Here is a 15,903-nt window from a genome sequence, read left to right as displayed (position 1 = left end):
GGCGGAACTTTCAGACGGCCTGATGGTTTTGAATTTGCTGATACATTTCAAATTGGTTAAAATACGCATCTTAATATTTTTTAACGATTCTTGAGAGAAGGTTCAACATGGCCGGAATGACTGAAAAACAGGCGGAATCGCTTGATTTGGTTTACGGTTTGGAAGACAAGCCGCCGTTTGGGAATGCGTTGTTGAGTGCGGTTACGCACCTTTTGGCTATTTTTGTCCCGATGATTACGCCGGCGCTGATTGTCGGCGGGGCGTTGGAGCTGCCGGTTGAAATGACGGCTTATTTGGTGTCGATGGCGATGGTGGCTTCCGGTGTCGGTACTTATTTGCAGGTCAACCGTTTCGGGCCGGTCGGTTCGGGCATGTTGTCGATTCAGTCGGTCAATTTCTCTTTTGTAACCGTGATGATTGCGCTCGGTACCGGCATGAAAGAGGGCGGTTTGACTGAAGATGCGATGATTTCAACGCTTTTGGGCGTATCCTTTGTCGGCGCGTTTTTGGTGTGCTTCTCCGCCTGGCTTTTGCCTTATCTGAAAAAAGTGATTACGCCGACTGTAAGCGGCGTGGTCGTGATGTTGATCGGCTTGAGCTTGGTGCATGTCGGCATCACTGACTTTGGCGGCGGCTTCGGTGCGAAAGCAGACGGTACGTTCGGCTCGATGGAAAACTTAGGTCTGGCATCGCTGGTGTTGCTGATTGTATTGGTTTTCAACTGCTTGAAAAATCCATTGCTGCGCATGAGCGGCATCGCGGTGGGTTTGATTGTCGGTTATATTGTTGCGCTGTTTTTGGGCAAAGTGGATTTTTCCGCCCTGCAAAACCTGCCGCTGATTACCCTGCCGGTTCCGTTTAAATATGGTTTCGCATTTGATTGGCACGCGTTTATTGTCGCCGGTGCGATTTTCCTGTTGAGCGTATTTGAAGCAGTGGGCGACTTGACGGCGACTGCGATGGTCTCCGAGCAGCCGATTGAGGGTGAGGAATATACCAAACGCTTGCGTGGCGGTGTGTTGGCAGATGGTTTGGTGTCTGTGATTGCGACGGCGTTAGGCTCTTTGCCTTTGACCACTTTTGCGCAAAACAACGGCGTGATTCAAATGACTGGTGTGGCTTCGCGTCATGTGGGCAAATATATTGCGGCGATTTTGGTGTTGTTGGGCTTGTTCCCTGTTATCGGCCGCGCGTTTACCACAATTCCGAGTCCGGTTTTGGGTGGCGCGATGGTATTGATGTTTGGCCTGATTGCGATTGCCGGCGTGCGAATTTTGGTCAGCCACGGTATTCGCCGCCGTGAAGCGGTTATCGCGGCGACTTCTGTCGGTTTGGGTTTGGGCGTGGCGTTTGAACCGGAAGTGTTCAAAAACCTGCCGGTATTGTTCCAAAACTCAATTTCCGCAGGCGGTATTATGGCGGTATTGTTGAACTTGGTTTTGCCGGAAGATAAAACCGATAAAGCGGTTAAGGTGGAAACCGATAGTTTGGATCACTAAGCAAGCCTTATTCAAAGGCCGTCTGAAGTTTCAGACGGCCTTTTGGTTTTCGGCTATAATATTGTTTTTATTTGTTATCCGAGTGGTTCGGATAGCCCTACCCGGAAAGGTTTTATATGACGGTTTATTCACTTTTTATCACTTGTCCTCGCGGTTTGGAAGCGCCTTTGACGCAGGAACTCGACAGCATGGCATGTCAGGATATCCGCGCTGTTGACGGCGGTGTGGCATGTAAAGGCACGATGGAGCAGGTGTACCGCATCAACCTGCATTCGCGCGTTGCCAGCCGTGTTTTGCTGCGCTTGACTAAAGGCGGTTATCGCAACGAACACGATATCTACAAACTGGCACGAAATCTGCATTGGACAGGTTGGTTTAAGCTGGAGCAGACCTTTAAAGTCAAAGTCGAAGGCAAGCGCGCCAATGTGAAAAGCTTGGATTTTGTCGGTTTGAAAATCAAAGATGCCGTCTGCGATGCCTTCCGCGATATTTATGATGCGCGTCCGAGCGTGGGCAAAATCAACCCCGATATCCGCATTCATGCCTTTATCGATGAACGCAATGTGGAAATCTTTATCGATACTTCCGGCGAAGCACTCTTCAAACGCGGCTATCGTCAGGATACCGGCGAAGCGCCATTGAGAGAGAACTTGGCGGCAGGTTTGCTGCTTTTGGCAGGCTACGACGGTACGCAGCCTTTCCAAGACCCGTTTTGCGGCAGCGGCACGATTGCCATTGAGGCTGCATGGATTGCGACACACCGTGCGCCGGGCTTGATGCGCCGTTTCGGTTTTGAAAAACTGCAAAACTTCGACAAAGAAAAATGGCAAGCGTTGCGCCGTGAGGCTGAAAAACAAATCAAACCGGTCGCCGCGCCCATTTCTGGCAGCGACAACGACCGTTATATGATCCGCGCCGCATTGGCCAATGCCCAAGCCGCCGAAGTGGATAATTTCATCCGTTTTGACGTGCAAGATGCGCAGGCCGCGCGGCCAAACGGCGAACACGGCATTATGATTTCCAATCCGCCTTATGGCGTGCGCCTTGCAGAGGTTCAGGCTTTGCAGGCTTTATATCCGCAACTCGGTACATGGTTGAAACAATATTACGCCGGCTGGCTGGTAGGAATGTTTACCGGCGATCGCGATATGCCGAAATTTATGCGCCTTTCTCCGAAGCGGAAAATCCCTTTGTTTAACGGTAATTTGGATTGCCGATTGTTTTTGATGGATATGGTGAAAGGTTCGAATCGGGGGTAAAACCTGAAATTAAGGCCGTCTGAAAGATGATTTCAGACGGCCTTTTTTGATTTGTTAAAACCGTCTTTGTTATAACGGAGTTTGCTTTTCTTTTTTTATATTAATGCACTGAAATTGTTTTCAGACGGCCTTTATCGAGGGAGCCGTGTAGATATAATTATTGAAATTTACAATCTATTAAATTATAAAAACCTATTACAAAGTAAAGACGGATTGTTAAATAAAATACCATATCTAGTAGTATTGTGTTTTAATGTATACCATATCTTGTGTTTTATGGCATTGCAATGAGCGGTTTGAAATTCACAATCGAGCAAATTGTATGGCAGGAAGTGCCGGGCGAAGTGTCGCTGGCGTTTCTGTTTTCCGGTTGTCCGCTGCGTTGCAAAGGTTGCCATAGTGCCGATACATGGAAAGAGGGTATTGGCACAGAATTGACCGAGGATTATTTAAAAGGCCGTCTGAAACGCTATCGCGGATTGATTACGTGCGTGTTGTTTATGGGCGGGGAATGGCAGCCGGAAGCCTTGCAGAAAATGCTGGCTATCGTGACGCAGGCGGGTTTGAAAGCCTGTTTGTACACCGGCCTGGAGCGTGAAGAGCTGGAGGCGGTTTCAGACGGCATCCTACCTTATCTGACGTATCTGAAAACCGGCCGCTGGCAGATGGAGTTGGGCGGTTTGGAAAGTCCGGCCACCAATCAGAAGTTTATCAATTTGCACACGGGCGAAGTGTTGAACCGCTTGTTTATCAAAGACAAACCTGCGCCTAAAGTTTTTCCAGTGGCTTCAATTTAGCCCGGTGCTGTATTGCACTGATTTAAATTGAATTTATTGTATTCGCTGACAGCGATGTTTCAGACGGCCCAACCGTCATTGTTTAATAAATCAACCAAACCATACAGGAGAATTAACATGATTCGGCTGCATCCCGAACAGTTAAACGGAAAACTACAATTCATGCGTGACTACATCAGCGCGCAAAACGCGGCGGACGGCTCGAAAATGGACGCCAACGCCAACGTAACGCAAAAAAACATCGCCACGATGGAAGCGGAAATCATGAAAGACTTTTTTGTGCAGATTAACCGCGCCCAAGTGTCGCGCAAAATCGCCGAAATTTTCGACCAATCCGTTGCCGACGAATACATCCGCCAGATTGAGGCGCACGAGATTTATGTGCATGACGAAACCAGCCTCAAGCCTTATTGTGTGTCGGTTACGCTGTATCCCTTCCTGCTCGACGGCTTAAGCAAACTCGGCGGCGAATCTAAAGCGCCGCAACATTTGGCTTCGTTTTGCGGCTCGTTTATCAACCTTGTGTTTGCCATCAGCGCGCAGTTTGCCGGCGCGGTGGCGACAGTGGAATTTCTGACTTATTTCGACTACTTCGCCCGCAAAGACTACGGCGACGATTATTTGGAAACCCACGGCAAAGAAATCGCCAACCATATGCAGCAGGTGGTGTACAGCATCAACCAGCCTGCCGCCGCACGCGGTTATCAAAGCGTATTCTGGAATATTTCCGTTTACGATCAATACTATTTTGACGCGATGTTCGGCGATTTCGTCTTCCCCGATTTCAGCAAACCGGTTTGGCCGAGCGTGGCGAAGCTGCAAAACTTCTTCCTTAAATGGTTTAATCAAGAGCGCACCAAAGCCGTTTTGACCTTCCCCGTCGTGACCGCTGCGATGCTGACCGACGGCGGCAAATGCAAAGACACCGTGTTCGCCGACGAAATGGCGAAAGAATTGGCGGAAGGCAATTCCTTCTTCGTCTATCTTTCCGACAACCCCGACTCCTTGGCTTCCTGCTGCCGCCTGCGTAACGCCATCGAAGACCGAACCTTCAGCTACACCCTCGGCGCGGGCGGCGTGGCGACCGGTTCCATCAACGTCATCACCATCAATATGAACCGGTTGGAGCAAGACGGGCGCGACCTTGCCGCCGAAGTGGCCAAAATCCACAAATACCAATACGCCTACCGCAAACTGATGGAAGAATACCAAGCCGCCGGCATGCTGCCCGTTTACGATGCAGGCTTTATCACGCTGGACAAACAGTTCCTCACCATCGGCATCAACGGCATGGCGGAAGCCGCCGAATCGCAAGGCATCAAAGTCGGCCACAACGACGACTACATCAACTTCGTCCAAGGTCGTCTGAAAACCATATTCGAAGCCAACCAAGCCGCCAGCAAGCACTACGGCGTGAAGTTCAACACCGAGTTTGTCCCCGCCGAAAACCTCGGCGTAAAAAACGCCAAATGGGATAAAGCCGATGGCTACAAAGTCAGCCGCGACTGCTACAACTCCTATTTCTACGTCGTTGAAGACGAAGAAATCAACGCGCTCGACAAATTCCTTTTGCATGGTAAAGAACTGGTGGATTGGCTCGACGGTGGCTCCGCGTTGCACCTGAACCTCGACGAAGCCTTGCCCGAATCTGGCTACCGCTCGCTCTTGGACATCGCCGCGCAAACCGGCTGCAACTACTTCTGCGTGAACGTGCGCATCACCATCTGCAACGAATGCGGCCATATCGACAAACGCACCCTGCACGCCTGTTCTGCTTGCGGCAGCCACGACATCGACTACGGCACCCGCGTCATCGGCTACCTGAAACGCGTATCTGCATTCAGTAGCGGTCGTCGCAAAGAACATGCGCTCAGACATTATCACCGTAAAGCGGCGTAATCGTTGAAAAAAAGATTGCTTGCAAGCCTAAGGCCGTCTGAAATTTCAGACGGCCTTGATCATGTTGAGATAGGCCGGCTCTTTCAATGATATAGTTTTGATTAAATTAAACAAAAACTCTTGACACCTTCATATAATGAATTAACATATAATATCCTTTAACCTAAATTTAAAAAAGTGAGAGACACATGAAAACATCAGCTTTATTGGCGGCTTTGTTGGTAGCCCTGTCCCTGTCAGCATGCGGCGGTTCAGGCTCATCTTCTTCTGCCGTTTGTGACGAGTACGAAAAAGCATTTGCCGAAGCAACTAAAGACGTAGATGCCGCAACCAAAGACATGATGCAAAAATCTTTCGAACAAACCAAAGAAGCGTTGAAAAACTTGCCTGCAGACCAACGCGATGCAACTTGTAAAACTTCTTTGGACGCTTTGAAAGGCGTTCCTGCTGCAGAAACTCCTGAAGAAAAAGCCGAAGAAGCCAAAGATGCTGCTGAAGAGGCTAAAGAAGACGCAAAAGACGCAGCGGAAGATGCCAAAGAAGCTGCTGAAGACGCTAAAGAAGAAGCTAAATAATTCGGATAGCTTTAGAGAAAAACGGATTCCAATGATTTGGAATCCGTTTTTTGTTTTGTGAATCAGAGTGTCTGGGATAAGGCATTTTTCAATTTTCAGACAGTCATTTCTTATGCCATCTGAAAGCGTTAGTTTCAACTAAGTTTAATTTACAACAGAAAGCCATCAATCAAACAACCGCGTGCGTGCGTACCGTACACACCCTACACGTTGGTTTTGAAGTTCCGCGTAATTCATAGGTAGGGTGTGTGGCGTAGCCACGCACGCGGTCGAATGGATATACAGGCTACGGCTTATCCTATGTATTGTTTAAAGTTTCGCATGATTCACAGGTAGGATGTGTGTGATACGCACGTGGTCGGTAAGTTTTTTATTATGGTATTCATTCCCCAAAACTCATTACCGCCGTTTCTTTTGTGCCGCCCCAATCTAACGGCAGCCATCCATCCCGTACATAACGGTGAAACGACGAAAACGGCCAATCGCGGACATTGCCGCACAATCCATGTTTGATGGGATTGAAATGGATGTAGTCCGTGCAACGTTGCAAATCTGTTTCGTCGCGCACGGTGTGTTCGTAAAAACGCCGTTGCCAAATACCGCGTTCGTGCCGCCGCTGTTTGCTGGCAGACAGGTTTTCGGCATGAGGGAAATGTGCAGAGAATTTGGTTTTAATCAGCCGCCAGCGCAGGGAATAATCCGCATCGTCGGGCGGCAACGTCCAAATGGCGTGAATGTGGTTCGGCAGCACGCATACGGCGACGGTTTCAAAGGGATATTGTTTTTGCACATCAATATAAGCCGCACGCAATAAGTCGATATGTTCGACAAGCAGGCGCGATTTTGGGTCGGCGAGTTTGACAGTGAAAAAGAATGTGCCGCCGGCAATGAAGTTTCTGCGATAACGCGCCATAGGATTTTTGTTTGTGGTTTGGATGTTGGAGAAGGAACGGTTTGTTGTTTAAGGTTTTAACTTTGTTGGAGCTAGCGCTTTCAGACGACATTGGAGGCCGTCTGAAATGTTGAAACGGCAAAACCGTCAATCAAGCAACCGCGTGCGTGCGTACCGCACACACCCTACACGTTGGTTTTTAAGTTCTGAGTGATTCATAGGTAGGGTGTGTGGCGTAGCCACGCACGCGGTCGGTTGGATATGCAGGCTACGGCTTGCTGATGTTTTCAGACGACATTAGAGGCCGTCTGAAAGCGCTAGCTTCAACGCAGTTAAAAGTTGAAACGGCAAACCGTCAATCAAGCAACCGCGTGCGTGCGTACTGCACACACCCTACGCGTTGGCTTTGAAGTTCCGTGTAATTCACAGGTAGGGTGTGTGGCGTAGCCACGCACGCGGTCGGTGGGTATGCAGGCTACGGCTTGCTATTTACAAGTCAAATCGCTAACTCATACTGCCCAATAATACTTTTTTTAATCTCAATATCTTTTGAGTTAAAAATTAAATGTTTGTATCTTTTTTCTGATTCAATTTTATTTTTAATTTTTTTCGCAATATTTTTATTTCCTTTATACAGGGTTATATGTGGGTTAAATCCAAATTCTCTTATTGGAAAATCTGGTTTATCCCAAATATCTTTTAATGCTGGAGAATTAACTTTAAATACACAAAAATATAAATTTTTATATTCCATAATATCTAAACCTACGACCTCTATTGATATAGTTTGGATAACTTTTTCTACTTTTTCAATCGTAGAGTCATTAAATTTATACCGCGGACCTCGAATTGTAATATGAGGGAAGCTAGGTATGGAATTATGATAATTAGAGCGTAATTCATTGAATAAATTATCTATTTCTTTATTTCTTATATTCAAAAGAAGAATTTTATTTTTCATAATGCTCACTCCAAATCAATTATGAAATTAAAAATAACCGTAAATCTTCGTCTATCGATTGATGTAAAAGTATATCGGAAATAAGTTTTCTAAAAGTCTTGCTATTTCCCAATTCTTCGAGCCTGCTATTATCAATTTCAGTATTATACTGTTCTTTGAGATTTAAAAAATCTATATATTCTTTTTCAAATAAAGTAAAATCATTATTAATTTTACTATTATTTAATTTATTTATGGACTCTCTCAGTCTTTCCCAGGGGGTCTTTTTAATCATTTCTATAAGGTCATCCTCTGAGTTAATTTTAAAAACGAATATATAAATAATAGTAGCAAATACTGTTAGTCTTCTGCTAAACTTTAGACTAATATTTTTTTCCCCCATTTTTTTGATTGATTAGTGCGGCTTACTTCATAATTTAAACAGAGTGTCCTCCAAAATCTTAATATATCATTTAATAAAAAATACAATTTAAAATTACTATGTTCTTTATCTCTTAGATAAAATTTAATTATTTTTTCAATAAATTCATTATACTTCTCATCGTTATAGATACATTTACTTTCTAAAATAAGGAGCATTCTAGCTGTAAACCAGTTATTATGATCATCAATTGGAGAGCCAATTATTTTTTCAACTTCATTATATTTAAAAATTTTAAGGAATTCTCCGTCATTGCTAAATTCAGGAAATTCTAGTTTTTTATTAATTCTTATTAATTCAGAAAATATTTTTATTTCATCAATTTTCCCATAATGGTGTTGTTTATCATTTTCTCCAATTATAAAAATATCTAAATCAGATTTATCTGTTGCTTCTGAACGAGCAAAAGAACCAGTTGTATAGACACATAAGTTTTTAAATGCTTCAGATGAAAATGTACTACTCGAAGAAATCTCTTCCTTAATTTTTCCAAGTTTTTCTTTTGAGAATTTTTGTTTTGTTTCTAGTTGTTCTGCTTCTTGTGAGTTTAAAAAAGGCATAGTATTTCCCTTTATAAATTATTTAAAAAAATTTTTTAAGTATCTTCCAGTATAGCTCTTCTCAATTTTTGCTACAAGCTCTGGACTACCTTCCGCAATAATCCTGCCACCGCCATCTCCCCCTTCCGGCCCTAAGTCCACAATCCAATCCGCGGTTTTAATTACGTCAAGATTATGCTCGATAATCACAATCGAGTTGCCTTTGCCTTTCAGACGACCTATCACTTCCAGCAGCAGGGCGATGTCGGCGAAGTGCAGGCCGGTGGTGGGTTCGTCGAGGATGTAGAGCGTTCTGCCGGTGTCGCGTTTGGAGAGTTCCAAGGCGAGTTTGACGCGCTGGGCTTCGCCGCCGGATAGGGTGGTGGCGGACTGGCCGAGGCGGATGTAGCCTAGGCCTACATCCATCAGGGTTTGCAGTTTGCGCGATACGGTGGGGACGGCATCGAAAAATTCACGGGCTTCTTCGACGGTCATGTCGAGGACTTGGCTGATGTTTTTGCCTTTGTAGTGGATTTCGAGCGTTTCGCGGTTGTAGCGTTTGCCGTGGCAGACTTCGCAGGGGACGTACACATCGGGCAGGAAGTGCATTTCGACTTTAATCACGCCGTCGCCTTGGCAGGCTTCGCAGCGGCCGCCTTTGACGTTGAAGGAGAATCTGCCGACGTTGTAGCCGCGTTCGCGCGAGAGGGGGACACCGGCGAAGAGTTCGCGGATGGGGGTGAACAGGCCGGTGTAGGTGGCGGGGTTGGAGCGCGGGGTGCGGCCGATGGGGGATTGGTCGACGTTGATGACTTTGTCGAGGTGTTCGAGGCCGTGGATGTCGTCGTATGGGGCGGGTTCTTCTTGGGCGCGGTTGAGTTCGCGGGCGGTAATTTTGGCGAGGGTGTCGTTAATCAGGGTAGACTTGCCGCTGCCGGATACGCCGGTGATGCAGGTAATCAAACCGAGCGGAAGCTCAAGAGTAACGTTTTTGAGGTTGTTGCCGCGCGCGCCTTTGAGGACGAGCATTCGGTCGGGATTGACGGGCGTGCGTTCAGACGGTACGGCAATGGTTTTTTTGCCGCTGAGGTATTGTCCGGTAACGGATTTTTCGCATTTGGCGACGTTTTCGGGCGTGTCGGCAATCAGTACGTTGCCGCCGTGTTCGCCCGCACCGGGACCCATATCGACGACGAAATCGGCTTCGCGGATGGCGTCTTCATCGTGTTCAACTACAATCACGCTGTTGCCCAAATCGCGCAGGCGTTTGAGGGTGGCGAGCAGGCGGTCGTTGTCGCGCTGGTGCAGGCCGATGGAGGGTTCGTCCAAAACGTACATCACGCCGGTCAGACCGCTGCCGATTTGGCTGGCGAGGCGGATGCGCTGGGCTTCACCGCCGGAAAGGGTTTCGGCGGAGCGGCTTAAATTCAGGTAATCCAGCCCGACATTAATCAGGAAACCGAGCCGTTCGGTGATTTCTTTGAGGATTTTTTCGGCGATTTGTTTTTTGTTGCCGTCCAAATCCAGCGTTTCGAAAAATTGGTGGGTTTTGGTCAGCGGCCAAGCGGAGACTTCGTGCAGCGGTTCGCCACTGACGTAAACGTAGCGGGCTTCTTTGCGCAAACGTGCGCCGCCGCAGCTCGGGCAGGCGCGGTGATTTTGGTATTCGCGCAGTTTTTCGCGCACGGTCTCGCTGTCGGTTTCGCGGTAGCGGCGTTCGAGATTAGGGATGATGCCTTCGAAGGCGTGGCTGCGGTTGAAGGTGGTGCCGCGTTCGGACAGGTAAGTGAAATCAATGACTTCTTTGCCCGAGCCGTGCAACACGACTTTTTTCACTTTTTCAGGTAGCGTTTCCCAAGCAGCCTGCACATCGAAACCGTAATGCCGCGCCAGCGACTGAATCATTTGGAAATAGAATTGGTTGCGCTTGTCCCAGCCGTCAATCGCGCCTGCGGCTAAGGATAATTCAGGATGGGCGACCACTTTTTCGGGATCGAAGAAGTTAGTATTACCCAAGCCGTCGCAAGTCGGGCAGGAGCCCATCGGGTTGTTGAAGGAAAACAGACGCGGCTCTAATTCGGGCAGACTGTATGAGCATACGGGACAGGCGAAACGCGCGGAGAACCAATGTTCTTCGCCGCTGTCCATTTCCATCGCCAGCGCGCGCTCGTTGCCGTGGCGCAGCGCGGTTTCAAAACTTTCCGCCAGCCGTTGCTGGATGTCCGCCTTCACTTTCACGCGGTCGATGACTACGTCAATGTTGTGTTTGATGTTTTTTTCCAGCTTCGGCACTTCGTCAAGCTGATAGACTTCACCGTCCACGCGCACCCGCGCAAAACCCTGCGCCTGCAAGTCGGCAAAGAAATCGACAAACTCACCCTTACGCTCGCGCACCGCCGGCGCCAGAATCATCACGCGCGTGTCTTCCGGCAGTTTCAATACGGCATCGACCATCTGAGACACGGTTTGGCTGGATAACGGCAGCTTGTGTTCGGGGCAATACGGGGTACCGACACGTGCGTACAAAAGACGCAGGTAATCGTGGATTTCCGTAACCGTGCCGACGGTGGAGCGCGGGTTGTGGCTGGTGGATTTTTGCTCGATGGAAATTGCAGGCGACAGGCCTTCTATCAAATCGACATCGGGCTTGTCCATCATCTGCAAAAACTGACGGGCATAGGCAGAAAGGCTTTCAACATAACGGCGTTGGCCTTCGGCATACAAAGTATCAAATGCCAGCGACGATTTGCCGCTGCCTGACAATCCTGTTACCACCACGAGCTTGTGGCGCGGAATGTCTAAATCGACATTTTTCAAATTATGTGTACGCGCGCCGCGGATGCGGATGGTGTCATTATCGTGTGAATGTTTGGGATGATGGTTGCACATGGTGTCAGGCCGTCTGAAAAATAAAATAAACGGCTATTGTAGCACTTTTCAAATGACAGACTGGATAGATAAAGCATTTGATATAAAAGACACAAAGAGGCCGTCTGAAAATATGTTTTCAGACGGCCTTGATATAGATGGATCAGCTTATCAGTCGATTTTGCGGAGAATTTCGCGCAGGGCTTTTTGCCAGTCGGACGGTTTGATACCAAACTCGGTTTCGAGGCGTGAGCAATCCATAATGCTGTATGCCGGACGCGGAGCGGGCAGGGGGTATTGATCAGTGGTGATTGCGTTCAGTTCCGGAATGCGGAAGCTGTCGTCTAATTGGTGGGCCGTCTGAAAGATGGCTTTGGTAAATTCGTACCATGTTGCCGATTTATTGCCGCAGTAATGGAAGATACCGCGTGGGGAAGTCGGCTGTTGCAATAAACTGATGATGGCGTGAGCCAAGTCGCCTGCATAAGTCGGGCAGCCGGTTTGGTCGTGGACAATGGAGAGGGAATCACGTTCTTTGGCAAGGCGTAACATGGTTTTGACGAAATTGCTGCCGTATTCGCTAAACAGCCATGAAGTACGGATGATTGTACTTTCCGGATGTGCGGCTAAAGCCAAAAGCTCGCCTGCGACTTTGGATTGACCGTAAGTGCTGCGCGGATTGGTGTAGTCGGTTTCGCGGTAAGGGCGTTTGCCTTCGCCGTCGAATACATAATCAGTGGAAATATGGATAAAGCGGGCGTGTGCGGCGCGGGCGGCTGCGGCTAAGTTGTGAACAGCGGTTGCGTTGACGGCAAAAGTAGCCTCTGCGTTTTCTTCTGCTTTATCGACGGCAGTGTAAGCTGCGGCATTAACGATGGCATCTGGTTGGAAGTTTTTGATCATGTGATGCACGGCTTCGGTATCGGTAATGTCCAGCGAAGTAGAGTCGGTAGCAATCAGTTCCCAATCTTCGGGCAGGCGGTCGCGCAGACAACGGGCAAGCTGGCCTTTGGCTCCGGTCAATAAAGTACGCATGGTTGAGTATCTCCTCTGATAGCTGTTAAATAGGTGTTCGTATCATTATAGTGTAAATACGACAAATTCACATTATTGGCGTAGAACAAAATGCAGAGGCGGCTGTATTTGGGCAAATTGTCGATATTATCTATTCATAATAATAACCACTTATTAGTATTATGTTTGTTTACTATAACTATAGTTAAAATTCAGCTTTTAACAAGATAGATAAAGGATCTATGCTGTTTGAGAGAGTGTGAATCAATGTTAATGTTTTTATTGTTGCTAGGAGAATGGAATTTAAAAATAGGCCAAACTCCGTCCTTTTATCGGCAAATTCTACCGTTTGATATTTTTGAGTAAATATTTTGCAAAATATTACTAAAATAATAATTGGGCAAGGGCGGATTTGCTCGTTCCGTCAACCCAATATTTTATTAACTTTTGGGAGTAATTATTATGGCATACTGTTACGGGGGGTATTATACTAGACCCCTGGTTAGTTCTTACTGCGCACCCGCGCCTAAGGCTTCCTACTCTTCTTACTACTGCGCTCCTGCAGCAAAATCTTCTGTTTCTATCGGCAGCATCGCTAGCATTGCCAGCGTCGGCGTGTCAGTAGTTAACGCGGTAACCGGTCTGGTTTCTGCTATTGCGGCTTTCTGCCCACCGGCAAAAACTCCTAACTACAAATGTGTTCCGGTTTGCCCACCTTACAACTGCGATCCAATCAAACCGATCCCATGTCCAAAACCACAACCTAAACCTCAGCCTAAGCCTCAACCAAAACCTGAGCCTAAGCCTGAGCCACAGCCAGAACCAAAACCACAACCAAAACCTGAGCCTAAGCCAGAACCAAAACCTGAGCCTAAACCAGAACCTAAGCCAGAGCCAAAACCTGAGCCTAAGCCAGAACCAAAACCTGAGCCTAAGCCAGAACCAAAACCTGAGCCTAAGCCAGAGCCAGACTGCAAAGACTGTGTTGACGACCATAACCAAAACAACTCATACGGTCACGAAGACAAAAACCCAGGTAATGTCATCAGAGCTGAAGACTGCAAAGACGGCAACGTTATCCGCGGTACTGATGCTAAAGATACCATTTATGGTACTGCTTGCGAAGACATCATCTACGGTGGCAACGGCACAGACGTAATCTACGCCGGTGCTGGTAACGACACCATTTACGGCGATGCCGACGGTGACTCTCTGTACGGTGAAGAAGGTAAAGACTACCTGCAAGGTGGTGCCGGTAACGACTACCTGAACGGTGGTTCCGGCGCGGACATCATGCGCGGTGGCGACGGTAACGACGTTTACTTCGTTGACAATGCCAATGACCAAGTTATCGAGTACGGTAATGCACACGCCGGTATCGATACTGTCCGTACCGTTATCGACTACACGCTGACCGATCACGTTGAAAACCTGATTTTGCAAGGTATGCAAAACCTGAACGGTACTGGTAACTCTTTGAACAACAACATCGAAGGTAACGGCGGCAACAACCATCTGTACGGTTTGGCCGGCGACGACTGCCTGGTTGGTAAAGACGGTAACGACTACCTAGACGGCGGTGTCGGCAACGACATCCTGATCGGTGGTACCGGTAACGACACTTACTTCTTCGACAAAGGTTACGGTCACGACACTATCCGTGAGGAAAGCGGTAATGACACCTTGTTGTTCGGTAAAGGCGTTGCAGCTTCTGACGTATTGCTGAGCAAATCTGGTGCTAACCTGACTGTTTCTGTTGGTACTAACGACAGCATCACCATCGATGACTGGTTCACCGGTAACGATCACAAAGTTGAAAACTTCAAGTTTGCTGACGGTAGCACTTACCAAGTAACCGGCCACGGCGACTACTACTCTCTGTCTGCTGTGAACCAAATCCAAGATCAGACTCAGGCTCCTGCCATCTGATAGGATGATGGTTTTTAGGGTTTGTCCCTAAAATCAAAGTCTAAGGCCGTCTGAAACCGAGCTATAAGGTTTCAGATGGCCTTTATTTTGTAAACAATCTGACGAAAGATGCCAAATTGGGCTAAAATATCAAATTCTTCTGTTTACCAAAGAGATACCCGAAATGTCTGAAATCAGCTTGAAAAAAATCTACTCCGGCAAAGTCCGCGATTTGTACGAAATTGACGATAAATGTATGTTGATGGTTGCTTCCGACCGTCTGTCTGCATTCGATGTGATTTTGGATGATCCGATTCCGGGTAAAGGGGAGATTCTGACGCAGATTTCCAATTTTTGGTTTAAAAAACTGGCTCATATCATGCCTAACCATTTTACCGGCCAGACGGTTTACGATGTTTTGCCTGAAAACGAAGCCAAAGTTCTAGAAAAACGCGCCGTTGTGGCTAAAAAACTCACTCCGGTGAAAGTGGAGGCCATTGTGCGCGGTTATCTGGCAGGCAGCGGTTGGAAAGATTATCAAAAAACCGGTTCTGTCTGCGGCATTCAACTGCCTGAAGGTATGCAGGAAGCGCAGCAGTTGCCTGAAGTGATTTTTACGCCGTCGACCAAAGCCGCAGTCGGCGATCATGATGAAAACATCAGCTTTGAAGAATGCGAACGCATCATCGGCAAAGAGCTGGCGGCGGAAGTACGCGCCAAGGCGATTCAGCTTTACACGGAAGCGGCCGAATATGCCAAATTCCGCGGTATTATTATTTGCGATACCAAGTTTGAATTTGGTTTGGATGAAGAAGGTACGCTGACTTTGATGGATGAAGTATTGACGCCAGACTCCAGCCGTTTTTGGCCTGCAGACCAATACAAAGTCGGCACCAATCCGCCATCTTTTGACAAACAATTTGTCCGCGACTGGCTGGAGCAAAGCGGTTGGAACAAAAAAGCGCCTGCGCCTAAAGTGCCTGCCGATGTAATTCAGAAAACAGTCGAAAAATATCAGGAAGCATTGACTTTGCTGACTCAGGATTAATTTTTAAGTTTGAAGGCCGTCTGAAAGAGATATGTTTCAGACGGCCTTTTTATTGTATAAATACTGGATTTTAAGGATAGTTGCCTTTATAATCGAGAGTTGTTTTCAGCGACTGAAAGGCCGTCTGAAAGCTTGTTTATAACCTGCCGCACGGTCTGAAACCCTAACTATGCACATTCGGATTTTAGTGTGCATTATTAGTGTTTTAGCAGTGCGGTATTTT

At 47.5% G+C, this 15,903-nt stretch carries 13 protein-coding genes; 7 read left to right on the top strand and 6 right to left on the bottom strand.

Going from position 1 to position 15,903, the window contains the following annotated elements; translation table 11 throughout:
* Positions 1 to 107: 107 nt before the first annotated feature.
* The 5 genes from ACTHSA_RS03765 to ACTHSA_RS03745 all read left to right on the top strand — a co-directional run bounded on the left by ACTHSA_RS03765 (position 108) and on the right by ACTHSA_RS03745 (position 6,029).
* Positions 108 to 1,499 carry a nucleobase:cation symporter-2 family protein gene (locus ACTHSA_RS03765; RefSeq protein ID WP_003679024.1) on the top strand — a complete coding sequence of 464 codons (1,392 nt, stop codon included), beginning with the start codon at positions 108 to 110 and terminating at the stop codon, positions 1,497 to 1,499.
* 116 nt (positions 1,500 to 1,615) lie between these two features.
* Complete coding sequence (locus tag ACTHSA_RS03760) at positions 1,616 to 2,758, top strand: THUMP domain-containing class I SAM-dependent RNA methyltransferase (protein ID WP_440367808.1); 1,143 nt, start codon at positions 1,616 to 1,618, stop codon at positions 2,756 to 2,758.
* Positions 2,759 to 3,045: 287 nt separating this feature from the next.
* Positions 3,046 to 3,555, top strand: a complete 510-nt coding sequence (nrdG, locus tag ACTHSA_RS03755; protein WP_003746981.1) for an anaerobic ribonucleoside-triphosphate reductase activating protein — start codon at positions 3,046 to 3,048, stop codon at positions 3,553 to 3,555.
* Positions 3,556 to 3,609: 54 nt separating this feature from the next.
* Positions 3,610 to 5,454: an anaerobic ribonucleoside-triphosphate reductase gene (nrdD, locus tag ACTHSA_RS03750; protein WP_440378823.1), complete on the top strand. Its 1,845-nt coding sequence runs from the start codon at positions 3,610 to 3,612 to the stop codon at positions 5,452 to 5,454.
* A gap of 188 nt (positions 5,455 to 5,642) precedes the next feature.
* Positions 5,643 to 6,029, top strand: coding sequence for a DUF5339 family protein (locus tag ACTHSA_RS03745; protein WP_440367753.1), 387 nt, complete (start codon positions 5,643 to 5,645; stop codon positions 6,027 to 6,029).
* 382 nt (positions 6,030 to 6,411) lie between these two features.
* Here ACTHSA_RS03745 and ACTHSA_RS03740 read toward each other — a convergent pair whose 3' ends face one another.
* The 6 genes from ACTHSA_RS03740 to rfbD form a co-directional block, all read right to left on the bottom strand.
* Positions 6,412 to 6,942 carry an REP-associated tyrosine transposase gene (locus tag ACTHSA_RS03740; protein ID WP_440367755.1) on the bottom strand — a complete coding sequence of 177 codons (531 nt, stop codon included), beginning with the start codon at positions 6,940 to 6,942 and terminating at the stop codon, positions 6,412 to 6,414.
* A 475-nt stretch (positions 6,943 to 7,417) separates the two neighbouring features.
* Entirely contained in the window at positions 7,418 to 7,882 is a 465-nt protein-coding gene (locus tag ACTHSA_RS03735; RefSeq protein WP_440367757.1) for a hypothetical protein, read from the bottom strand.
* Between the two features lie 19 nt (positions 7,883 to 7,901).
* Positions 7,902 to 8,264: a hypothetical protein gene (locus ACTHSA_RS03730; protein ID WP_440378806.1), complete on the bottom strand. Its 363-nt coding sequence runs from the start codon at positions 8,262 to 8,264 to the stop codon at positions 7,902 to 7,904.
* Positions 8,240 to 8,863, bottom strand: a complete 624-nt coding sequence (locus tag ACTHSA_RS03725) for a nucleotidyltransferase domain-containing protein (RefSeq protein ID WP_440378805.1) — start codon at positions 8,861 to 8,863, stop codon at positions 8,240 to 8,242. Before ACTHSA_RS03725 ends, ACTHSA_RS03730 begins: the two co-directional genes overlap by 25 nt.
* An 18-nt stretch (positions 8,864 to 8,881) precedes the next feature.
* Entirely contained in the window at positions 8,882 to 11,731 is a 2,850-nt protein-coding gene (gene uvrA, locus ACTHSA_RS03720; protein WP_440367761.1) for an excinuclease ABC subunit UvrA, read from the bottom strand.
* Positions 11,732 to 11,881: 150 nt separating this feature from the next.
* Positions 11,882 to 12,745 (bottom strand): dTDP-4-dehydrorhamnose reductase, encoded by an 864-nt coding sequence (rfbD, locus tag ACTHSA_RS03715; RefSeq protein ID WP_440368021.1) that lies wholly within the window; start codon positions 12,743 to 12,745, stop codon positions 11,882 to 11,884.
* 441 nt (positions 12,746 to 13,186) lie between these two features.
* Here rfbD and ACTHSA_RS03710 point away from each other — a divergent pair, with 441 nt between their 5' ends.
* Positions 13,187 to 14,653, top strand: coding sequence for a calcium-binding protein (locus ACTHSA_RS03710; protein ID WP_440378804.1), 1,467 nt, complete (start codon positions 13,187 to 13,189; stop codon positions 14,651 to 14,653).
* Between the two features lie 163 nt (positions 14,654 to 14,816).
* Positions 14,817 to 15,680: a phosphoribosylaminoimidazolesuccinocarboxamide synthase gene (locus tag ACTHSA_RS03705; RefSeq protein WP_070587720.1), complete on the top strand. Its 864-nt coding sequence runs from the start codon at positions 14,817 to 14,819 to the stop codon at positions 15,678 to 15,680.
* The last annotated feature ends 223 nt before the right edge of the window (positions 15,681 to 15,903 follow it).

This window comes from Neisseria sp. P0008.S002 (assembly GCF_051962805.1).
GTDB classification, from domain to species: Bacteria; Pseudomonadota; Gammaproteobacteria; order Burkholderiales; family Neisseriaceae; genus Neisseria; species Neisseria perflava.
Note: the sequence above shows the minus strand (reverse complement) of the source record. Positions and strands in the feature narration are given on the sequence as shown.